Source organism: Providencia rettgeri (assembly GCF_001874625.1).
In the GTDB taxonomy this organism is placed as follows: Bacteria; Pseudomonadota; Gammaproteobacteria; order Enterobacterales; family Enterobacteriaceae; genus Providencia; species Providencia huashanensis.
On record NZ_CP017671.1, the window covers coordinates 2,117,255 to 2,140,191 of the forward strand.

Annotated in this window: 19 protein-coding genes and 3 tRNA genes; 11 read left to right on the forward strand and 11 right to left on the reverse strand. The window is 40.3% G+C overall.

Translation table 11 applies throughout. The features are described from left to right. Nucleotides 1–94: 94 nt before the first annotated feature. Nucleotides 95–1,210, reverse strand: a complete 1,116-nt coding sequence (gene ydiK, locus RB151_RS09715) for an AI-2E family transporter YdiK (RefSeq protein ID WP_042844045.1) — start codon at nt 1,208–1,210, stop codon at nt 95–97. A 256-nt stretch (nt 1,211–1,466) separates the two neighbouring features. Here ydiK and ydiJ point away from each other — a divergent pair, with 256 nt between their 5' ends. From ydiJ to RB151_RS09760, 9 genes are all read left to right on the forward strand, one after another. Beyond that, nucleotides 1,467–4,520, forward strand: a complete 3,054-nt coding sequence (ydiJ, locus tag RB151_RS09720; RefSeq protein WP_042844044.1) for a D-2-hydroxyglutarate dehydrogenase YdiJ — start codon at nt 1,467–1,469, stop codon at nt 4,518–4,520. Continuing rightward, a complete protein-coding gene (gene menI, locus RB151_RS09725) occupies nt 4,520–4,936 on the forward strand; it encodes a 1,4-dihydroxy-2-naphthoyl-CoA hydrolase (RefSeq protein WP_042844043.1) in 417 nt (138 codons plus the stop codon). The genes ydiJ and menI overlap by 1 nt, the downstream gene beginning before the upstream one ends. Before the next feature lie 410 nt (nt 4,937–5,346). Beyond that, a complete protein-coding gene (gene sufA, locus RB151_RS09730; RefSeq protein WP_042844042.1) occupies nt 5,347–5,715 on the forward strand; it encodes a Fe-S cluster assembly scaffold SufA in 369 nt (122 codons plus the stop codon). A gap of 16 nt (nt 5,716–5,731) precedes the next feature. Then, nucleotides 5,732–7,231, forward strand: a complete 1,500-nt coding sequence (sufB, locus tag RB151_RS09735) for a Fe-S cluster assembly protein SufB (RefSeq protein ID WP_042844041.1) — start codon at nt 5,732–5,734, stop codon at nt 7,229–7,231. Between the two features lie 46 nt (nt 7,232–7,277). After that, nucleotides 7,278–8,024, forward strand: coding sequence for a Fe-S cluster assembly ATPase SufC (gene sufC, locus RB151_RS09740; RefSeq protein WP_042844040.1), 747 nt, complete (start codon nt 7,278–7,280; stop codon nt 8,022–8,024). Continuing rightward, nucleotides 7,999–9,306, forward strand: coding sequence for a Fe-S cluster assembly protein SufD (gene sufD / locus RB151_RS09745; protein ID WP_042844039.1), 1,308 nt, complete (start codon nt 7,999–8,001; stop codon nt 9,304–9,306). Before sufC ends, sufD begins: the two co-directional genes overlap by 26 nt. Before the next feature lie 5 nt (nt 9,307–9,311). Beyond that, nucleotides 9,312–10,550: a cysteine desulfurase SufS gene (gene sufS, locus RB151_RS09750; protein WP_042844038.1), complete on the forward strand. Its 1,239-nt coding sequence runs from the start codon at nt 9,312–9,314 to the stop codon at nt 10,548–10,550. A 36-nt stretch (nt 10,551–10,586) separates the two neighbouring features. Beyond that, a complete protein-coding gene (sufE, locus tag RB151_RS09755) occupies nt 10,587–11,003 on the forward strand; it encodes a cysteine desulfuration protein SufE (RefSeq protein WP_042844037.1) in 417 nt (138 codons plus the stop codon). A 237-nt stretch (nt 11,004–11,240) separates the two neighbouring features. Further along, entirely contained in the window at nt 11,241–12,308 is a 1,068-nt protein-coding gene (locus RB151_RS09760) for a L,D-transpeptidase family protein (RefSeq protein ID WP_071548023.1), read from the forward strand. 94 nt (nt 12,309–12,402) lie between these two features. Here RB151_RS09760 and RB151_RS09765 read toward each other — a convergent pair whose 3' ends face one another. The 6 genes from RB151_RS09765 to RB151_RS09790 all read right to left on the reverse strand — a co-directional run bounded on the left by RB151_RS09765 (nt 12,403) and on the right by RB151_RS09790 (nt 16,705). Further along, entirely contained in the window at nt 12,403–12,639 is a 237-nt protein-coding gene (locus tag RB151_RS09765) for a major outer membrane lipoprotein (RefSeq protein ID WP_004263789.1), read from the reverse strand. 421 nt (nt 12,640–13,060) lie between these two features. Next, the gene (gene pykF / locus RB151_RS09770) at nt 13,061–14,473 is read right to left on the reverse strand and encodes a pyruvate kinase PykF (RefSeq protein WP_071548024.1); all 1,413 of its coding nucleotides are present in this window, start codon (nt 14,471–14,473) and stop codon (nt 13,061–13,063) included. 405 nt (nt 14,474–14,878) lie between these two features. Next, nucleotides 14,879–14,955 (reverse strand) — tRNA-Val (locus tag RB151_RS09775). A gap of 32 nt (nt 14,956–14,987) precedes the next feature. Continuing rightward, nucleotides 14,988–15,064, reverse strand: a tRNA-Val gene (locus RB151_RS09780). Between the two features lie 32 nt (nt 15,065–15,096). Further along, nucleotides 15,097–15,173, reverse strand: a tRNA-Val gene (locus RB151_RS09785). Between the two features lie 158 nt (nt 15,174–15,331). Beyond that, nucleotides 15,332–16,705 (reverse strand): MATE family efflux transporter, encoded by a 1,374-nt coding sequence (locus RB151_RS09790; RefSeq protein WP_048607015.1) that lies wholly within the window; start codon nt 16,703–16,705, stop codon nt 15,332–15,334. Nucleotides 16,706–16,988: 283 nt separating this feature from the next. On the opposite strand from RB151_RS09790, the gene RB151_RS09795 reads away from it, so the two are divergent. Continuing rightward, nucleotides 16,989–17,651 carry a riboflavin synthase gene (locus tag RB151_RS09795; protein WP_042844031.1) on the forward strand — a complete coding sequence of 221 codons (663 nt, stop codon included), beginning with the start codon at nt 16,989–16,991 and terminating at the stop codon, nt 17,649–17,651. Nucleotides 17,652–17,880: 229 nt separating this feature from the next. On the opposite strand, the gene RB151_RS09800 is transcribed toward RB151_RS09795, so the two are convergent. The 3 genes from RB151_RS09800 to punC form a co-directional block, all read right to left on the reverse strand. Next, the gene (locus RB151_RS09800; RefSeq protein WP_048607016.1) at nt 17,881–18,153 is read right to left on the reverse strand and encodes a putative quinol monooxygenase; all 273 of its coding nucleotides are present in this window, start codon (nt 18,151–18,153) and stop codon (nt 17,881–17,883) included. Between the two features lie 24 nt (nt 18,154–18,177). Continuing rightward, nucleotides 18,178–18,936, reverse strand: a complete 759-nt coding sequence (locus RB151_RS09805; RefSeq protein ID WP_225832903.1) for a helix-turn-helix transcriptional regulator — start codon at nt 18,934–18,936, stop codon at nt 18,178–18,180. Between the two features lie 308 nt (nt 18,937–19,244). Continuing rightward, on the reverse strand, nt 19,245–20,468 hold the full coding sequence (gene punC / locus RB151_RS09810) for a purine nucleoside transporter PunC (protein ID WP_071548025.1): 1,224 nt from the start codon (nt 20,466–20,468) through the stop codon (nt 19,245–19,247). A gap of 122 nt (nt 20,469–20,590) precedes the next feature. On the opposite strand from punC, the gene punR reads away from it, so the two are divergent. Continuing rightward, the gene (punR, locus tag RB151_RS09815) at nt 20,591–21,496 is read left to right on the forward strand and encodes a DNA-binding transcriptional activator PunR (protein ID WP_042844028.1); all 906 of its coding nucleotides are present in this window, start codon (nt 20,591–20,593) and stop codon (nt 21,494–21,496) included. A 9-nt stretch (nt 21,497–21,505) separates the two neighbouring features. Here the strand turns inward: punR and purR are convergent, their stop codons facing one another. Further along, a complete protein-coding gene (gene purR / locus RB151_RS09820; protein ID WP_042844027.1) occupies nt 21,506–22,531 on the reverse strand; it encodes an HTH-type transcriptional repressor PurR in 1,026 nt (341 codons plus the stop codon). Between the last annotated feature and the right edge of the window lie 406 nt (nt 22,532–22,937).

Below are 22,937 nucleotides of genomic sequence, written 5' to 3' on the forward strand. Positions count from 1 at the left end.
ATGTTAAATATTGTTTCTAAATATTAATGAGAAATGAAATCATTAATGAAACAGACATGTATATCGACAACATGCCTGTTTCAATTAATTGCAACTATTTCTTAATCATGAACACATCTTCAAGAAATTTCTCTGTTTCAGCTAAGTTCTCATTAGGCATAGCTACCTCATTCATCCATGCTTTTAATAAACTATATGAAACAGCTAATACAACGGGACCGATAAATAGGCCTATCATCCCGAATGATAAGATACCCCCGATAACCCCAACTAAGATTAGTACCATCGGCAAATCGGCACCCATTTTAATCAACCAAGGACGAAGAACACCGTCCATTGTTGCCACAACCGCAGCCCAAATGGCGAGAATAATTCCCCAAGTGGTATCACCAGTCCAAAATAACCATATAACAGATGGCACCATAATCAACAGCGGCCCTATTTGAGCAACACAGCAGATAAACAGTAAAACAGTGAGGATTGCAGCATAACCAATGCCAGAAAGTGCAAGGCCAATCCCACCGACAATAGCTTGGATTAACGCTGTCACGACGACGCCCAATGCCACCGCTCTTATTGATTGAGCTGCTAATAAAACAGCTGCATCACCACGCATGCCTGCAAGGCGCACAGCAAAGTGACGTATGCCTAACATGACAGATTCACCCTTAAGGTAAAGTAAGCCGCTAAACAGTAACATTAAGATTAAATGAAATACAAAGCGCCCTGCGCTGATCGCTTGTGTGGCGAACCACCCCGCGGCTTGACCAAAGTAAGGTTGGATTTTTGCGAGTAGGGCGTTACCGCCACTTGCTACAAGGCTATGCCATGCGTAATAAATTTTTTCGCCTACCATCGGTATGGTATTTAGCCATTCTAGCTCTGGTAATGTCAGGCTTGAAGGGGACTTGGCTAAATCAATCAATGGAGTGCTATTATCAATAATACTTCCAATCAAAACCCCTAATGGGATAACAAACAACAGTAATATAAGAAGAACCATCACTAATGCAGCTAGCCAACGCTTACGCCATAAGCGCGCTTCTAGCCGTAATAATAGTGGCCATGTTGCAATAACCATCATCCCTGCCCATACAAAGCCAAGAATAAAGGGATTAAGTACCCAAAAACAGGCGGCTATCATTAAGATGATGGACAATAGGCCGAAAATAAGTTTGGGGAGATCCAAACGTTTTTGCGATTTTTCCATTAATGATTGATCCTTAATAAATGAAAATTCTGCTTATACGGCAAATTTTTAGGTGAAAATAACGAAATTATTTTTCACGATTAAAAAAAACAATATTGTGATATGGTTCATTATGACAATGTCATCAGCGGCTGTACCGTTTTTACTAGCTGTGAAGGTAATAAGTCATAAACCTGAGACGCTATTGTGCAACTTAAAGTAAAGATAGTACATAACGAGTAATGCGAACACTAAACAACAAGAGTCATCGTTAATAATGATCCCGCGTATATCAGAAGCTCCTCATCTTAGTCAATTAGTCATTGAGTTCTTGCATGAGCTACAAGAACAAGGTTTTACTGGTGATAACGGTACCAGCTACGCTGAACGGTTATCCATGGCGACAGACAACAGTATTTATCAACTATTGCCTCAAGCGGTTGTTTTCCCGCGTTCTAGTGCAGATGTACAAATTATTACACGCGTAGCCGGGCAATCCAAATATCGTGAACTTAGCTTTACGCCAAGAGGTGGTGGTACAGGGACTAACGGGCAATCCTTAACAGAAGGGATTGTCGTGGATATGTCCCGCTATATGAATCGTATTTTAGAAATAAACCCCGAGCAAGGTTGGGTCAAAGTTGAAGCTGGCGTAATCAAAGATCAGTTAAACCAATTTTTAAAACCTTATGGTTATTTCTTCTCTCCTGAGCTATCGACCAGTAACCGTGCAACCTTGGGGGGAATGATCAACACCGATGCATCAGGGCAAGGTTCATTAGTCTACGGTAAAACATCCGACCACGTTTTAGGTGTTAAAGCCATGGTATTAGGGGGGGAGTGCATTGATACTCGTGCTATGCCTATCGAACTCGCCCAATCGATTGCGTCCGAGGATTCTATTGTCGGGCGTATTTATAAAACGGTACTAGAACGCTGCTTAGAACAGCGGCCATTAATTGAAGAAAAATTCCCAAAGTTAAATCGTTTTCTGACAGGCTACGACTTACGTCATGTTTTTAATGATGAATTAACTGAATTTGACCTTACCCGCATTTTGACGGGTTCAGAGGGGTCTTTAGCGTTTATTACTGAAGCCACCCTTGATATCACGCCATTGCCAAAAGTACGCAGGCTGGTTAACGTAAAATATGACTCTTTTGAGTCAGCACTGCGTAATGCCCCTTTTATGGTTGATGCTAAAGCATTATCTGTTGAAACCGTCGATTCTAAAGTGCTGAATCTAGCCCGTGAAGATATCGTTTGGCACTCTGTAAAAGCATTAATTACTGATATTCCTAATAAAGAAATGTTAGGTCTTAATATCGTTGAATTTAGTGGCGATGATGAAAGTGAAATTAACCAGCTGACAGACAGTTTGTGCCAACGACTTGATGAGTTAATGGCAAATAATCAAGCGGGTGTGATTGGCTATCAAACTTGTCATGACCTTGATGATATAACTCGCATTTATAATATGCGTAAAAAGGCAGTTGGCTTGTTAGGTAATAGTAAAGGTGCGGCAAAACCAATTCCATTTGTAGAAGATACTTGTGTACCACCAGAGCATCTAGCTGATTATATTGTTGAGTTCCGAGCGCTACTCGATGGCCATAATCTGAATTATGGCATGTTTGGGCATGTCGATGCGGGGGTATTACATGTTCGGCCAGCTCTAGATATGTGTGATCCACAACAAGAAATATTGATGAAACAAATTTCTGATGAAATTGTTGCATTAACAGCTAAATATGGTGGGTTGCTGTGGGGAGAGCATGGTAAAGGTTTTCGCGCACAATATAGCCCTGAGTTTTTTGGGGACGTACTGTATAGCGAATTACGTAACATCAAAGCGGCATTTGACCCAGACAACCGTTTGAACCCTGGGAAGATTTGCCCTCCAGCAGGGCTTGATGCTCCAATGAAACAGGTCGATGATATCAAACGAGGCACTTATGATAGGCAAATCCCTGTTCAGGTTCGCGAGCAATTTCGGGGAGCTATGGAGTGTAATGGGAATGGGCTATGTTTTAATTTTGATGTTAAAAGCCCTATGTGCCCGTCGATGAAAGTGAGTGGTCAGCGCATTCATTCACCTAAAGGTCGTGCAACACTTGTTCGAGAATGGTTAAGGCTATTAGCAGATCAAGGAGTGACTCCGGACTACCTCGAAAAGGGCATTAAGCAAGACTCACCTTCCTTACGTGGTTTAATTGAGAAAACGCGTAATACTTGGCGGGCAAAGCAAGGAGATTACGATTTTTCTCACGAAGTAAAAGCATCAATGGCCGGGTGCCTTGCTTGCAAAGCCTGCTCAACACAGTGCCCAATCAAAATTGATGTACCTTCATTTAGAGCGAAATTTTTAGCCTTATATCACGGTCGCTACTTACGCCCTGTGCGTGATCATATTGTTGCTAACGTAGAGAGCAGTGCACCATTATTCTCTAAGGTACCAGGTGTATTTAATTTCTTTTTACGTCAGCCAATAGTGCAAAAGCTTAGCCAACACACGATAGGTATGGTCGATTTACCCTTATTTTCTCAGCCTACATTGAAACAAGAGCTTTTGGGGCATACTGCGGTGTCAGTAACACTCGAGCAACTAGAAGGTATGGGGGCTGCTCAGCGCGAAAAATACGTGTTGGTAGTACAAGACCCTTTCACCAGCTATTACGATGCGAAAGTGGTCGCAGATTTTGTGCGATTAATTGAAAAATTGGGCTATAAACCTGTTTTATTACCATTTTCACCGAATGGTAAGGCGCAGCATATTAAGGGTTTTTTGGCAAAATTTGCGAAAACAGCACGTAGAACCGCAGACTTTTTAAATCGCGTAGCAAAATTAAAGTTACCCATGGTTGGCGTCGACCCTGCATTAGTTTTATGTTATCGCGATGAATACCATGAAATTTTAGGAAAAGAACAGTGCCAGTTTACTGTAATGTTGGCTCATGAATGGTTAGTGAGTTTACCTGCACCACAAAATGCCAAAGTAAATGCAGCTGAGCCTTGGTACTTTTTTGGGCATTGTACGGAATCAACGGCTTTACCAAATAGTGCGAGCCAATGGGCAAGCTTATTTGCACGTTTTGGCCACAAACTGAATAATGTCAGTGTGGGTTGCTGTGGAATGGCGGGAACTTACGGTCATGAAGTGGCAAACCTTGAAAATTCCAAAGGAATTTATAACTTATCTTGGAAAGGAGCGATGGCCTCTTTACCAAAAGAGCGTTGCTTAAGCCCCGGTTATTCTTGCCGTAGCCAAGTGAAGCGTATGGAAAATACAGTTATAAAACACCCGATTCAAGCACTGTTGGAGATAGTTTAATGATTTGGAAACGTCAATTTAATTTGCAACAATTAGCTGAAATGTCAAAAACGTGCATGTTAGGGCATATTGGTATTGAGATCACAGCATTTGGTGATGATTATTTAGAGGGAACAATGCCTGTTGATGAGCGAACTAAACAACCGTTTGGTTTACTTCATGGTGGCGCTTCCGTGGTGCTTGCTGAGTCTTTAGGGTCAATAGCGGGTTATTTATGTACGGAAGGTGAGCAAAGAGTGGTTGGCCTAGAAATTAATGCAAACCATGTCCGTGCAGCGCGTTCGGGGGTTGTTAAAGGCATTTGCAAACCTATTCACTTAGGGCGTCGCCAGCAAGTTTGGAATATTGAAATATTCAATGAACAAGGAAAACTGTGTTGTACTTCCCGTCTAACGACTGCGGTATTATTTGAATAATCACAGCTATGTTTAGGTGGCTTGTAGGCTTTGAGTAGCTAAAAGCCACCAATAACCTTCCTATTAGTAGTGTTTTTATCTGCTGTTTTATCCGTAAATTCGTTTTTTATCGCATTAATAAAGTTGTATAATAAATACATCTTTATTAATTTGTGTCATTTAATTGTATTATTCAGTACAAAATCAAATAAAAAAATAGTTCTATTTTATTTTTCTTATTTCAATAAGTTAAGTGATAAGAAAGACATTATTGGTGATTCGATAAGCTCATAATGAATAAAAAAAGAACTAAAATAGCTATAACCTCTTAAAACAAATGGTTGAAGTAGAATAGCTAATCATTACCATAGGGTAGACAGAGTTAATCTCCTGATAACAGGCTGAAAAGCCATAAGAAATGTGGGGTCAATATGACTGACGGTGTAGAGACATTTTCATTTGATGAAAACAGTTGGCAGGGAGTTAGCCTGACACAAAGCGCTGCAAAACAAATCAAAAAATTGATGGTGCAAAACCCAAATACGAAAGGGCTTTCACTGGGCGTAAAACAGTCTGGCTGCGCAGGTTTCGGTTATGTATTTGAAATGATCGAAAACCCAACAGACCAACACCTGTTATTTGAACTCGATGGCGCACGTCTTTATGTGCCAAAAGAAGCAATGCCATTTATTGATGGTACAGTCGTTGATTTTGTCCAAGAAGGGCTGAATCAAATTTTCAAATTCAATAACCCGAAAGCACAACATGCCTGTGGGTGTGGTGAAAGCTTCGGCGTTTAACATGTGAAGTCAGATTATGTCACAGAGCAATGTAGAAGTTGGCGATGATGTTCAAAGCTGGCTTGATGACCAGCGTTATAAAGAAGGCTTCTTTACTGAAGTCGCAACGGATGAAATGGAAAAAGGGATCAACGAAGATGTGATCCGCGCCATTTCAGCAAAACGTAATGAACCAGAGTGGATGCTACAATTCCGCCTCGATGCTTTTAATCATTGGAAAGGCATGGAGGAGCCACATTGGCTTAAGGCGAATTATCCAAGCTTAGATTATCAAGATTATAGCTATTACTCTGCACCATCATGTGGTGCGTGTGATGATACGTGCGGTTCTCAATCAGGTGCAACTCAAGGTACTGGTGTTGCTGAAACCAATAGTTATTTAACGGCAGAAGTTGAAGAAGCGTTTAATCAACTAGGTGTTCCGGTTCGTGAAGGGAAAGCCGTCGCGGTTGATGCTATTTTTGACTCGGTTTCCGTTTCGACGACATATCGTGATGACCTTGCCAAACATGGCGTTATTTTTTGTTCGTTTAGTGAAGCGATCCAAGAATATCCAGAACTGGTACAAAAATACCTAGGTACTGTTGTATCAAGTCATGACAACTTTTTTGCGGCACTCAATGCTGCGGTTGCATCAGATGGTACGTTTGTTTATGTCCCGAAAGGGGTGCATTGTCCTATGGAGCTTTCAACCTATTTTAGGATTAATGCGGCGAAAACAGGCCAATTTGAACGTACTATCCTCATCGCTGATGAAGGGAGCTACGTGAGTTATATCGAAGGGTGTTCAGCGCCTGTCCGTGATAGCTACCAGCTCCATGCTGCTGTGGTTGAAGTGATTATTCACAAAGATGCAGAAGTGAAGTATTCAACGGTGCAAAATTGGTTTTCTGGTGGTGATAGCGAAACGGGTGGGATTTTAAACTTCGTGACTAAACGTGCATTATGCGAAGGTGAAAATTCTAAAATGTCATGGACACAGTCTGAGACCGGTTCTGCTATTACATGGAAATACCCAAGTGTTATTCTCAAAGGTGATAACTCAGTAGGTGAATTTTTCTCCGTTGCATTAACCAATGGTAATCAACAAGCTGATACTGGAACGAAAATGATCCATATTGGGAAAAATACGCGTTCTACAATTATTTCCAAGGGGATTTCAGCAGGTAAAAGTCAGAACAGTTATCGCGGATTAGTGAAAATTTTACCGAGTGCTCATAACGCGCGTAACTTTACCCAGTGTGACTCTATGTTAATAGGGACACAATGCGGAGCACATACTTTTCCCTATGTGGAAGTAAAAAATAATACGGCACAATTAGAACATGAAGCAACAACCTCACGTATAGGGGAAGACCAGCTGTTTTACTGTTTACAACGTGGCATTAGCGAAGATGATGCCATTTCAATGATTGTAAATGGTTTCTGTAAGGATGTGTTCTCGGAGCTTCCGTTGGAATTTGCCGTAGAAGCACAAAAATTGCTGGCGATCAGCTTAGAACACAGCGTTGGCTGATCCTAATATGAGTTTATTTGCGCTTAAGCGCTAAAGGCATGTGAATATGTTAAGTGTTAAAAACTTACACGTGAGTGTAGAAGGGAATGAGATTTTAAAAGGGTTATCTCTGGAAGTAAAACCAGGGGAGGTCCACGCCATCATGGGGCCGAATGGTTCTGGTAAAAGTACATTGTCAGCCACTCTCGCAGGCCGTGAAGAATATGAAGTTGACAGTGGTGAAGTGACATTTAAAGGTAAAGACCTGTTTGAGCTAGACCCTGAAGAGCGTGCAGGTGAGGGCGTCTTTTTAGCCTTTCAATATCCCGTTGAAATTCCTGGTGTAAGTAATCAGTTTTTCCTACAAACTGCGGTGAATGCGGTAAGAGAATATCGTCAACAAGAAGCTTTAGATCGCTTTGATTTCCAAGACTTTATCGAAGATAAAATCAAACTATTGGAAATGCCCGAAGACTTACTGGCGCGTTCAGTGAATGTAGGCTTCTCTGGTGGTGAGAAAAAACGTAATGATATCTTGCAAATGGCAGCACTTGAGCCGCAACTGTGTATCTTAGATGAAACGGATTCAGGCTTGGATATCGATGCGTTGAAAATTGTGGCAAATGGGGTTAACTCTCTGCGTTCGCCTGATCGCTCATTCATAATTGTGACTCACTATCAGCGTATTTTGGATTATGTGAAGCCAGATTTTGTCCATGTGCTTTATCAAGGGAAAATCATCAAATCGGGTGATTTCAGTTTAGCGAAAAAACTTGAGGAGCAAGGTTATGGCTGGCTTATTGACCAACAGTGAGAAAGCAGAGAAACGTGCTCAAGTTGCTGCGCTCAATGAGCGCGCAATGTCACGTTTTGCGACATTATATGAACAGCGTCATGGGGCGAACTCACAACATGCTAAAACCCATTGGGAAATGGCAAAGCATGTCGGTTTACCTACATTTCGTCATGAAGACTGGCATTACACGCCATTAAATAGTGTATTAGAAACGGAGTATCGTTTTAGTGAAGCAGATGTTGCTGCAGCGGAATGCGAAGCCTTAGCTCTACACATTGATGCATACCGCATTGTGTTAGTTGATGGTCGTTATAGTTCTGCGTTAAGTTCTATCGATATGGGGCCATTCCAAGTCGCTTTACTCGATAACCAAGATTTGCTGCCATCTCCAGTTAATAGTGAAATTTTTTTACATTTAACAGAAAGTTTAGCGGTGCAACCGTTGGTAATTTCTTTATCGGCGAATAAAATTGCTGAAAAACCACTTTATTTATTGAATATCTCTAGTGGTAATCAGGGTACACAAGCAACAAATCTTAGCCAATATCGTTACCACTTAAGTTTAGAAGCCAATAGTAAAGCACAGGTAATTGAACATTTTGTAAGCTTAAATGGTCAAGCTCACATGACGGGAAGTCGTTTAACCGTTGAAGTGGGTGATAATGCTGATTTTAGCCATTTCAAATTGAATGTAGAAAATGAACAAGCCCAGCATTTTGCGCACAATGATATTATTGTTGGGCGCGATAGCAGAGTAAAAAGCAGTAGTTTTTTACTCGGTGCCTCATTAACCCGTAACCATACTAGCGCACGTCTTGATGGGGAAAATAGCGATTTCGAACTTAATAGTTTGCTATTGCCGAAGGGCAGTGAAATTGCAGATACTCGAACCTATCTTGAGCATAACAAAGGCTACTGTAACAGCCAGCAGTGGCATAAAGTCATTGCTATGGACAATAGCAAGGCCGTGTTTAATGGTATGATTAAAGTTGCGCCAAATGCGTTGAAAACAGACGGTCAAATGACTAACAATACATTATTGTTAGGGGAAAAAGCAGAAATTGATACTAAGCCACAACTTGAAATTTATGCTGATGATGTAAAATGCGGTCACGGTGCAACAGTTGGTCGAATCGATGATGAGCAATTATTTTATCTGCGTTCAAGGGGAATCGATGGCAAAGCAGCAAAACATATGATTATTATCGCATTTGCTGCTGAATTAACAGAATCTATTGAATCGGAAGAATTAAAACACGCTGTGATGGCAAACATCCGCCAGCGCTTAGCGGAGGTTTAATACCTATGCTGTTCAATGTAGCTTCAGTAAGGCAGGACTTTCCTGCCTTATCTCAACTAATCAATAATCATCCTTTGGTGTATTTAGATACTGCTGCTAGTGCACAGAAACCGCTGCAAGTTATTGAGAAAGAAAGTGAGTTCACGTTGCATCACTATGCTGCGGTACATCGTGGAATTCATACTCTCAGTGCTAATGCAACCACGATGATGGAAGAAGTGCGCCAAAAAGCGGCTAATTTTATCCATGCTGCATCAAATGAAGAAATTGTCTTTGTAAAAGGCACCACGGAAGGCATTAATCTTGTTGCAAATAGCTTTGGCCGCAAGTATTTCCATGAAGGGGATAATATAGTTATCACGGAAATGGAACATCATGCGAATATTGTTCCTTGGTATATGTTGGCTGAAGAAATCGGTTTCGAGATCCGTGTTATTCCGATTTCTGATGATGGAAGGTTGCAGCTAGATTCACTCAATGAATTTATTGATGCTCGCACTCGTTTATTGAGTTTTGCGCATATTTCCAATGTATTAGGAACGGTTAACCCTGTACAAGATATCATCAAACAAGCAAGGGCTATTGCGGCTTCGAAAGGGAGTGAGATTGCCATTCTTGTTGATGGTGCGCAGGGTGCTATGCATCAGCAAGTTGATGTACAAGCCTTAGACTGTGATTTTTACGTTTTTTCCGGCCATAAATTATATGGGCCGACAGGGATTGGGGTACTTTACGGTAAAAAAGCGGTCCTTGATAATATGCCACCATGGGAAGGCGGTGGGGCGATGATCCGCCAAGTCAGCTTGACCAAAGGTATCACATTTGCTGATGCCCCATGGCGTTTTGAAGCAGGTACCCCGAATGTTAGTGCCATTATAGGTTTAGGGGCGGCATTTGATTATTTGAATGCACTAAATTTGGCGGATGTATTTGCTCATGAAGCTCAAGTGATGGCATACGCATCGGAAAAACTGCAAGAAATACCGTCAGTCACATTATATGGTAATGATAAACGGGAAGGGGTACTGGCATTTAATTTAGGGCAACACCATGCTTATGATGTCGGGTCTTTTCTTGATAGATATGGAATAGCGATACGTACAGGGCACCATTGTGCTTTACCATTAATGGAACACTATCATGTTCCTGCTATGTGCCGAGCTTCTGTGGGGATTTACACGACCAAAGAAGAAATCGATTCTTTATTCAGTGCGTTACAGCGAATTAAAAAATTGTTAGGCTAGCACATAAAACAGATTGTTTTGGTAAAGGAAATCAGTATGCCCGCATTACCCGATGAACATAAGTTATTACGTAACTTTTCCCGTTGTCAGGATTGGGAAGAACGCTATTTATATATGATTGAACTTGGTGGACGTTTACCTGACTTAACTGAAGCACAAAGAAGTGATAATAATTTGATTGCAGGTTGCCAAAGTCAGGTTTGGATTGACATGCAAAAGCAATCGGACGGGGCTATTATGTTTGCTGGTGACAGCGATGCAGCAATAGTTAAAGGGCTAGTGGCAATTGTCATTATTCTTTTTCAAGGCAAAACCGCGCAACAAATATTAGGGCTCGATGTTAAGTCTTTTTTTGAGCAATTAGCATTGGAGCAGCATTTAACCCCTTCACGTACACAAGGCTTAAATGCCATGATCCGCTCAATTTTAGCTCGTGCAGGTCAATTAGCATAATAATATCAGGGGAGTACAGTTTGCTCCCTTTCTCCTAGCCAATCTTTTTTCTTTTCTATGCTACTCTAAACTCATGTATTTAATTAAGTTATTATTATTAGACTAATTATTATGGATAAGCTCAGTGCTAATTATTAACTAAAATATTTATTTAGTATTAAAGATATGCAAGATAGTTGCTATTATGAGCAATAATCATTGCATTATTGTAAGAACACCATTTTCCTTGGAGTAGGTATGAAAAGAGTTTTGACGGCGGTAAGTTTGTTTGTCATGAGTGCTTTGTTGGCTCCGGCTCAGGCAAAAGAGTATCCATTACCTGACAGTAATACACGCCTAATCGGGGAAAACCTGACGTATGTTGTACCAAATGATGGGCGCCCGTTAGAAGCTATCGCCAGTGATTACCAAATAGGCTTATTGGGTATGTTAGAAGCAAACCCTGGGACAGACCCTTACCTTCCTGAAGCGGGCAAGGAACTGATCATCCCCGCACAAATGCTATTACCCGCTACACCAAGAACGGGGATTGTCATTAACCTCGCTGAGCTTCGTTTATATTATTACCCTGCGAATAGTGAAAATGTTATTGTTTACCCAATAGGTATTGGTCAATTGGGGCGTGACACGCCTGAAATGGTGACATCTGTCAGCCAATCAATTAAAGACCCTACATGGACACCAACAGCAAACATTCGTAAAAATTATGCCAAAGAGGGGATAACTTTGCCTGCGGTAGTTCCTGCGGGACCAGAAAATCCGATGGGGCTATATGCGTTACGGTTATCTTATGGTCGAGGTGAATATTTAATTCATGGTACTAATGCAGACTTTGGTATTGGCATGAGAGTTAGTTCGGGATGCATTCGCTTACGGCCTGATGATATTGAAGCATTATTCAAAACGGTACCAAAAGGAACACGGGTCCAAGTTATTGACCAACCGGTGAAATATTCTAAAGAAGCGGATGGAAGCTATTATATTGAAGTACATCAACCGTTATCTCGGACAAGCAGTGATGACCCACAAACGATGCCAATCAAATTGTCTGACGATTTCAAGCGTTTTTTAGAAAATGAAGGGGTTGACAAGGGCTTAGTAGAAAAAGAACTGGCAAGGCGTTCTGGTATGCCTGTGAGGGTCAATAATGATCAAGGTAATAGTATTCCTGATACTGAAAGCCAAACACAGCAAGGTTTAGTTCCTATTGAACCCTTTAGTATCTCACAACCTGAACCTATCTATGATGGTAAAGTTGGTGCATTGCTACCGGCTAAGTACCGCTCTTCTGCAATAACGCAATAATTTCAATAAAATAAGGGCCTATTTTCATAGGCCCTCATAAATGCTACTAGCTTCAAAGAAGCGTCTTTTCGACTAAATAACGACCAAATCGAACTTATTTTTTGTAAGTGCGAACTTGGTTGTCCAAGCGCTGGTTAGCGCGAGCTGCTTCTTCTTGAGCTGTCTGTACGTCAGAACGCAGAGACTGAACGTCGTTGCTCAGTTGATCAACTTTACCATTCAGAGTTTGTACGTCTGAAGAGAGTTTTTGCACTTCAGTGCTGTTAGAACAACCCGCTAGTAATGCTGAAGCTAATACGATAGAGCCCAGTACAATTTTAGTACGAATCATTATTTTACCCTCTAGATTGATTTATCTTGAAAATATAAAAAAGCAAGTCACCAAACAATAGAGCCAAGACTGTTATCTTAAAGCTTGCTATATCCCTTTAAAACAACCTAATGAAAATTAGGGTATGGCACTTACTTAGTCTTATGCTAGTACTAAATATAAAGTTTTGCTAGAAATACTTTAATATTAGTACTAGGAAAAAGAAGAAAAATTTAAATCAAGAACAATGATGGCGGTTATTTGACCAATTTAAGGGCTTTTTTTGATTTTACACTAATAATGATAAGAGAATATTTACTTGGGGGTACAAAATAAGTAAATAGTTACTTCAGGACAGCACAAAATGTTAACTTTAAATAAGAAGGCCGATGGTTAAATTAATTACCATCGGCCTTTTTGCATACAACTTATGAGAGTTTATTTAGAGCACATGAACAGATGAAGTATTGGTCGTACCGCTTTGTACTAATGCGCCGGATACCATAACAACAGCATCACCTGAAACTGCTAAACCACTTTCTAACGCTGCACGTTTACCTTCACGATAGAAGTCGTCAGTAGAAGTAAACCCACCAACAATCATCGGGATCACGCCTTTGACTAATAATAACTGACGAGCAGTTTCTTCGTTAGTTGTTAATGCAAGAATAGGTGCGGTTGGGAAATATTTACGAACCGATTTTGCTGATTTACCGCCGTATGTTGCAACAACAATCAGAGGAACATCTAATTTTTCAGACATTTCTACTGCGCCACGGCATACCGCTTCAGTAACACGTAAACGCTGGCTTGGTTTTTGGTTATCGATGCGAGTTTGCATCACACTATCAGTGCGCTCACAAATCGTTGCCATAATAGTGACAGCTTCTACAGGATATTTACCTTTTGCACTTTCACCTGATAGCATCACTGCATCGGTACCATCTAAAATCGCGTTTGCAACATCCCCTGCTTCTGCACGAGTCGGGCGCGGGTTTTTGATCATTGAGTCTAACATTTGGGTCGCAGTAATAACCACTTTACGTGCTGCAACACATTTCTCAATCATCATTTTTTGCGCGAAAATAACTTCTTCAACAGGGATCTCTACCCCTAAATCACCACGTGCAACCATGATGCCATCAGATGCTTCTAAAATTTCATCAAAATTATTTAGACCTTCTTGATTTTCAATTTTAGAGATAATTTGAATGTTTTCGCCGCCGTGTTTTTTCAGGTGAGCACGAATGTCTTCTACATCAGAACGTTTACGGATAAAAGAGGCAGCTACAAAATCCACACCTTGTTGGCAACCAAAAACTAAGTCTTCTTTATCTTTTTCGGCTAATGCGGGTAAGCCAATTGAAACGCCGGGTAGATTAACCCCTTTTTTCTCACCGAGGTCACCGTTATTTAAGACTTCGCAAATAACTTCAGTAGCAGTGATGCTAGTGACTTTCATGCCAATTAAGCCATCATCGACTAATACAGTATTGCCTACTTCTAAATCAGAAGTTAACCCTGCATAAGTGACAGCAACTTTATCTTTATTGCCGATAACGGAAGTATCTGTCGTAAAAGTAAAGGTTTGACCGGCAACAAGAGAGACGTCGTTACCACCTTCTAATTTCATGGTACGAATTTCAGGACCTTTTGTGTCCAGCAGGATAGCTGCTTGTTTACCAGTTTTTGCGCACACAGAGCGAAGATTGTTGATACGTTGACCATGTTCTTCATAGTCACCGTGAGAGAAGTTGAGGCGCATAACGTTCATGCCAGCATCAAGGAGTTGGGTCAGTTTTTCTTCTGATTCGGTTTTTGGACCGATAGTACAAACAATTTTGGTTTTTTTCATGGCAGTCTATCTAAGGTTATAAAGGAAATCGGTATTGTCGCCGATGCTTAGTGCGCATGATAAAATGTGTTGCGCAACTCATTTATAAGAATAGGCGACAGTCTGGTGGTTAATTCATTTTACGCTAAAATTTATCTCATTTTGATTCTTATTATAGTGTAGATGACAAATTCAATTAAAGCTAACACACTGATTTATTGCTGTTGAAACCTTTCAGCCAGCATGAGTATTATAGACAACAAAAAACTGTGAGACAAATCAAATTTTCTTAAATTGAAAGAAGTCGTCACTCAGATCAAATACTCAGTAAATAGTTTGAGATTTATTTTGTTGCGCAACAAAGTAAGGGAAGATCGACAGACAATCAAGGAAAATATTAGAATCAATAGGAGGAGGTTAGCAAAATGGTGCGTCCGAGTAGACTCGAACTACCGACCCCCACCATGTCAAGGTGGTGCTCTAACCAACTGAGCTACGGACGCACTGAAAGAGTATGCTTTGAGTTAACTTGAAATGGTGCGTCCGAGTAGACTCGAACTACCGACCCCCACCATGTCAAGGTGGTGCTCTAACCAACTGAGCTACGGACGCATTGAAAATTAACAAGCGTTGTTCACTAGAAATGGTGCGTCCGAGTAGACTCGAACTACCGACCCCCACCATGTCAAGGTGGTGCTCTAACCAACTGAGCTACGGACGCATTGAAAAATTATCTAGCTGACAACGGGAACGAATATTAACGTTATGATGCGCATCTGGCAAGGGGAAAATGTATTTTTGCGATAGTTTGCTCGTATTTAAAACTATCTGATGCGAAATACATCTTCCCGTACAGTTAAAAGCTTAAAAAACCGTCAATTAGCGAGTCGAACGAACTAAAATAAACTCTTCAGATTGTTTATGAAGCCACATAATCCGTGTTGCCATACCAATGGCTGCTGCGCTTAAGCCAATTATAAAACCAATCCAAAACCCTTTAGGCCCCATGGCTGGAGCAACAATATCGGTTAAGGCTAAGATATAGCCTGCAGGTAATCCTAGTAGCCAGTAAGCAGTAAAAGTAATAAAGAAAATAGAACGTGTATCTTTATAACCCCGTAGGATACCAGCACCAATAACTTGTACGGAATCTGATAATTGATAAATTGCGGCATATAGCATCAAACTAGACGCTAAAGCCACAACTTCCGGGTTTTTGTTATACATCATCGCAATTGGCTCACGGAATACGATAGTTAAAATAGCAGTAATACAAGCCACCATTAAGCCAACCGCTAAGCTAGTGTAAGATGAAACTTTAGCGGCCTCGGTAGATTTTTGCCCTAAATTATAACCAACCCGGATTGTTGCAGCGATCCCTAATGATAATGGGAACATAAACATCACTGAGCTAAAATTAAGAGCAACTTGGTGACCGGCAACGGCTATGACACCTAACGGTGCAACTAATAGTGCAACAACAGCAAATAATGTGACTTCAAAGAACAGAGCTAAACCAATAGGAGTACCCAATACAATGATGCGCTTTAAAATTAATGGATTTGGCGATGTAAAAACTAGAGTAGGGCGAATATCACGCTGAGAATGCGCTCGTTTCACATACCATCTCATCATTATGCACATAGCCCAATACACTGTAGCTGTCGCAACACCACAACCGACACCACCTAGTGCAGGTGCTCCAAAGTGCCCATAAATAAAGATATAATTGATAGGAATATTCACCATCAAACCAAGAAAACCAATAACCATCCCCGGTTTCGTTTTCGATAAACCTTCACATTGGCTACGATAGACTTGATAAAATAGGTATCCTGGCGCTCCCCACATGATTGCATGTAAGAATCGCACTGATTTATCGGCTAATTCAGCATCAATGTGCGGCATGTTATGAATGATTAACTGGCTATTATAGAGCAAACACATAATGCCCAACGCTAAGAACAATGCAAGCCATAGACCTTGCTGAACCTGATCGCCAATTAAATTTCGGCGACCTGACCCATTCATTTGAGCGACAATAGGCGTCAATGCCATCAATAGCCCTTGCCCAAAAAGAATAGCGGGCAGCCAGATTGAAACCCCAACTGCAACTGCGGACATCTCTATTTCACTAACGCTTCCAGCCATAATAGTATCCACAAACCCCATTGCAGTTTGTGAAAATTGAGCTAAAACAATAGGAATACCGAGTGCCAGCAAGCTACGCGCTTCTGTAAAATATTTCTGCACGCATACACCTTCATAATAAAACGAGTAATAGGAAAAAAACTAGAAAAATAAATGATTTACTTAAAGTATAAGCTTTAATAAAAACCGCTCATTCTATCCCTTTTCTAGAGAGAATCCAATAATGATATAATTGAATGTAATAAAAAAGCATTTTTAAACCTAGGTGCTGGTTATATCGCTAGTTTGCCAGTGAATTGGTCTGTCGCTTATCACTCAAATAAGATAGATCTCTAAGAATTCTTATGTAAACTGAAGTCATTAATTCACTACACTGAGATTTATTATGTTTACAGGCATTGTCCAAGCTACAGCTCCTATTATAGAAATCACTGAAAGAGCTAATTTTCGTACTCATGTAATGAAATTTACCCCTGAATTATTAGTCGGCTTAGAAACAGGGGCATCTGTTGCACATAACGGCTGTTGCCTTACAGTGACAAAAATTGATGGTGAAAAGGTTAGCTTTGATCTCATTAAAGAAACATTACGTTTAACCAACCTTGGCGCACTAAAAGAAGGGGATGTGGTTAATATTGAACGTGCTGCTAAATACGGTGATGAAATTGGGGGGCATGTTGTTTCTGGTCATATTATGACAACTGCAGAAATCAGTAAAATTTTCACCTCAGAAGATAACCATCAAATTTGGTTGGCGATTCACGATAAATCATTGATGAAATATATTTTACATAAAGGGTTTGTTGCCATAGATGGTATCAGCTTAACTGTAGGTGATGTCATCAATAATCGTTTTTGTGTGCATTTGATCCCAGAGACTTTGGAGCGAACTACATTAGGTCAAAAACGTTTAGGGGACAAAGTGAATATTGAAATCGATCCTCAGACTCAGGCAATCGTTGATACGGTTGAACGTGTTTTGAACCAAAAAGAACAAGAAAAGTTTTTACAACAAACTAATGAAACAATAGAAGCTAATGAGCCTTAGTAAATATTACCTTTAAGGGGTCTTAAGCTGTTAGTTAGGTTTGATTACTTTATCTAATTAGGCTATAGCAGCGGTTTATGGTGCTATAGCCAAGGTCAATTACGAAGGGGGAATTAATTTATCGGGCGTGTTTAATAATCTAATTCTACAATTCTGCTAATTACAATAAGTTAAAATTAATAAAAGAGGGTGAAATTTTTATTAATGGCTAACCTTAAACGTCAACTAGTTATTTTTCACTGAAGTTGACTGAAAAACTAGCGTTATCACGCTCAATTGCATCGACTAGACGTTTGAAATGTGGACTATTTTTATGCATCTCTAGCGCTTGAGTATTTTCCCACTCTTCGAAAACAATGTAACCATTTTCTTTAGCCATAAGATCATATTGAATGCATCCTTTCTCTCGGCGACTTAATTTTGCTAAGTCACGAACGATTTCTCGCGTCAAATACCCATCTGATTTTTCCGTCGTAATTTGGGCATACACAACAATACTCATTCCTTTCTCCTTATGTATTAAGAACTATCTTAATGGGTACTTAGTTTTTGTATTGTAAAAAAGCGAATACTCTGATTTTAAAAATGCCGACGGGGTCATAGTAAAGTATCTTTTAAAATCGCGATAAAAGTGGGACTGATCATAATAGCCTGTTTCAAACCATCGGTATGTATCTTGTTCTACTACCATACTCTTCAAAACATGCTCTAAGCGGCAATTGATCTGATAACGTTTTGGGGTAATGCCATACTCTTTTAAAAACTCTTTTTGAATAACCCGTACATGTAATCCTGTTTCTTCAGCAAGTTCTGTTATTTTTTTTGTAGGGTTGCGATACAGCAATTCTAAAATGTCATCGATAAAATGAGGCTTTTTATTGGCTTTAGTTCGATTGAAGCAATCTAAAAGTTCTTTAAATGATGAGTTGGCTAAGGACTCAAACCAGCGATCTTGCCATATTTCACTCAGAGCCATAGGCCTATCAGTGTAATTAAACGTACTAAGGGGAAGTAAAAAGCGCAGTGCATCATGGCGTATACGCAACACCATTACTTTTGAATGGTTAGGATTAGCCGTGAATGTATTGACTCTAGGAATAATTAATTGGAAAGAGTCTGTTGTTGAATGTTTTTCTGTTGACATGCAAAAAGAATCTGATGAAACCCAAATTTCAGCCCCAGTTCCTGGAAAAATTTTAATTGTTCCTGAAAATTCTTTAATGATCAAAATTGAACTAACAAAGGACTTTAATTCATCTGGTGGATAATACTGTTTCAACATCATTCTTGAGCACTCATTATTTGATATGGCAATGATAACGCTTTCTAACAAGAAAATTAACTATAGAAAATCTATATCTTAGTAGATAAAAAAATAAAATCCCTCTATTTTAGTGAAATACGCTTTAAATAGTAGAAATATATGAAGTAGATACAGTTTTTAGTCTTTGAGTGTCTAAATAACAGATAAGATTATTTGTCATGAATAACTGAATATTCGCGGTGAGAAGTTGGGAGTATTTTTATTGGTTAATAAACGAAAACCATGCCGCTAAGCTTGCGGCATGGTTTAAAGTGAATCATATGTTGTTATCAATCGGCTTGGCAATCGGCATGTTTTAGCGCTTTTTCACTGTTGCTGGAACAACGTTGCATAAAATAACCAATCGTCATTGGAATGATGGTTGCAGCCATTACCCCCGTTGTTGCCAGAAGTGGGTCGAAAGTAAGAGCAGAAACGAGCAAGCTGGCTAAAAAACATAACCCTAATTGCAAGGCATTTTGTAATGCCGCCGCTTTACCACTTGCACTCGGGAATGCATTTAATGCTTTCGAAACAGCGATTGGATAGGAAGCCCCATTCATCGCCGCCATAAAGCAAAATGGGATCAAAATCATAGTTAGTGACGGAGTACTGTAGATAGCTATAATGAATAAGATTGCCATGCTTACTGCATAACCCGTCAATAATAGAGGGAATAAAGTTTCAGCGCGAACTTTTGCTAATACAATACGACAGCCATAGCCACCAACAATGAAAGCTAAGGTTTGAGGGATATAACTTAAGCCTATATCTGCTGGGTTAAACCCCATATTCCGCAAAATAAATGGCGAGCCCGTTAACCAAGCGAAAAAGCCAGCACTACAAGAGGCATAAACAAGTACATTACCACTAAAAATAGGTGAGCTTAACAATTTAGCAAAAGAGACTTTAGTTTTGGGTTGTTTTTCATCCGTGATGTTTTTGACAGAAACATTCTTCAAAAATAACGTTGGTAATAAAAGTAATATACCTACGGCCATGAGGATCAGAAAAATGGCTTCCCAAGTTTGGTGTTCTAAAACCCAAGCACCTAATAAAGGCGCCAAAGCAGGGGATAAAGCGACTAATGGCATAATAGAAGCAAAAACTTTTTGCGTGCTTGCTTCATCATAGCGGTCAATAACGAGAGCTTGCCATAAAACGGCCGCAGAACAGACACCGACAGCTTGTAGAAAACGCAAAGTTAAGAGTTGTGTCGCAGTTTCAACCCAAAAAATAGCTAGGCTGCTTAAAATGAAAATAGCCAACCCAACGATAAGCACAGGTTTACGACCAAGTTTGTCTGATAATGGTCCCCATAGAAGCTGAGCAAAAGCAAAACCAGCTAAAAATATACTGAGAGAAGCGCTGATAGCCCCTTCTGTGGTATGCAGTGAGTTTTGCATTGCCCCAAAAGCAGGTAGATACATATCAATCGCTAAAAACCCCAGCATGCTTAACCCTGCAAGGTAAATCATAAACCCAGGGGAATTTTTTTTCACAGTATTCGTCATAATTATTACTTATTTGATATTTAAAAAAATGTTAACAGTAGTTCTATTGTATAGGCTATTTTTTTATGTTGTGAAACGGTAATATTTGGATCTTGCTATCAAAATTTTTGAAAGGAGATGTTATGTGGTCAGCTCATGCGCTCGAAGTCATTGATGCAGTGGCTCGTACGGGAAGTTTTAGTGGTGCTGCCGATGAGTTGCACCGTGTTCCATCTGCGATTAGCTATACGGTAAAACAAATTGAGGAATGGCTTGCTGTCCCTTTATTTGAACGTCGCCATCGTGATGTAGTTCTTACCGAGGCGGGGGCAATATTTATTAAACAAAGTCGTTCTGTTATCAAAAAAATGACAGATACCAGACATCAATGCCAACAAGTCGCAAATGGTTGGCGTGGTCAATTTAGTATCGCAGTTGACTGCATTGTCAAACCGCAGCGCACAGAACAACTCATTCTAGATTTCTATCGTCATTTTCCTGATATTGAACTGTATATTCACCCTGAAGTGTTTAATGGTGTTTGGGATGCTTTAGCTGATGGTCGTGTTGATGTGGCGATTGGCGCAACACGTGCTTCCCCCATTGGTGAAAGATACAGTTTTCGTGATATGGGTTTCATGTCTTGGATGTGTGTTGCGAGCCCTGAGCACCCATTAGCCAAAATAGAAGGTAAGCTGGTAGATGAACAAATGCGTGAATACCCCAGTTTATGCTTAGAAGATACCTCCCGTAATTTACCTAAAAGAGACACATGGGCCCTTGATAACCAGCGGCGTCTTGTTGTGCCTTATTGGGAAAATGGTTTGGCATGTTTAGTCAATGGGCTATGTGTGGGCATGGTGCCCGAACACCGCGCAACCCCTTTATGCGAGGAAGGGAAGTTAGTGGAATTGGCATTAGTACAACCATTTCCACCAAGCCCTTGCTGCCTAACTTGGGTTGAAAAAAACACATCTCCAGCGTTAAGTTGGTTATTAGATTACCTCGGTGATACTGAAACACTTAACGCGGAATGGCTTTCAACTTAGGTTGCTAAGTTATCGGCGGTAATCAATAAATGGCCCATCAGCAACAGAGCGGCGTTCAACCAGCCGTGGATGTACCTCGATAGTTTGCGCATCTTCGCGCTTATTCACAATTCTATCGAGTAACATTGTAAAGGCCATTTGCCCTAAACGCTCTTTTGGCTGGTGGATAGTCGTTAGAGCAGGGGTAAAATAGCGCGCATTACGCACATTATCATAGCCAATCACTGAAATATCTTGCGGTACACGCAGGCCCATCTCATCTGCGGCGCAAATCGCTCCCATTGCCATAATATCGCCACCACAGAATACCGCGGTAGGGCGCTGTTTATGGCTAAGGATTTGCATCATTGCTTTGTAGCCTGATTCAGGCTCAAAATCCCCTTGGACGATCCACTCATCTTTTAACGTAATTTTGGCCTCTTCCATCGCTTTTTGGAAACCAGTTAAACGACCAATGCCTGTATTTCTTTCGAGTGAACCAGGAATGACACCGATATCACGGTGGCCACGGTCAATCAAATAACGCCCTGCAAGGTAGCCGCCATGGAATGAGTTGTCGATAATACTGTCAGTAAAATCACCTCGTGACGTACCCCAATCCATAACGACCATTGGAATATTACGATAATCTTCTAACATACTGATTAAAGTATCTGGGTATTCAGAGCACATAACGAGTAAACCATCTACGCGTTTTTGCGCAAGCATTTGTAGATAGGCTTTTTGTTTACCCAAATTATTATGGGAATTACAGAGGATTAGTGTATAGCCTTTTTCATAGCAGCTATTTTCAACTGATTCTATTACCTCAGCAAAATAGGGTGCTTCACTGGAGGTTGCCAGCAAACCAATCGACTTAGTGTGATTAACTTTTAGACTACGGGCAACCGCACTTGGTGAATAATTGAGCTCTTTAATTGCAGCCCAGACCGCAGCCTTAGTATCATCAGCCACAAAGCGCGTTTTATTAATAACATGGGATACGGTTGTGGTAGATACGCCAGCGCGTTTCGCCACATCTTTAATCGTTGCCATGGGGTAAAAAAACTCCTGACCAACAATAGGTCTCTATAAGCATTCTTGTTAAAAAATTACCAGCATATTGATGCATTGATCCTTTGCTGGCAATAATTTAGCGATTTGTTGTCGATTTTGTCTGATCTAGCGCAAAAACGAAAGAAATAATTGATGTTATAACATGTGATATAGGCACGAGTTTTGTTTTTTTGGATATATATACTTAATAACCTTTATGTTAATATGGTTATTCGCTAATTCAATTACGTTTAGATGAGAGGAACTCATGGATACAGATGTTAAATATGGATTACTGGCTGCGTTGGGTTCATTAGCAATGATTATTTTTATTGCTGCACATATTTTTTGATTTTATTTTTACTCATAGCAATGTGCGTAAAAAATAAGGGCGAGATATCTCGCC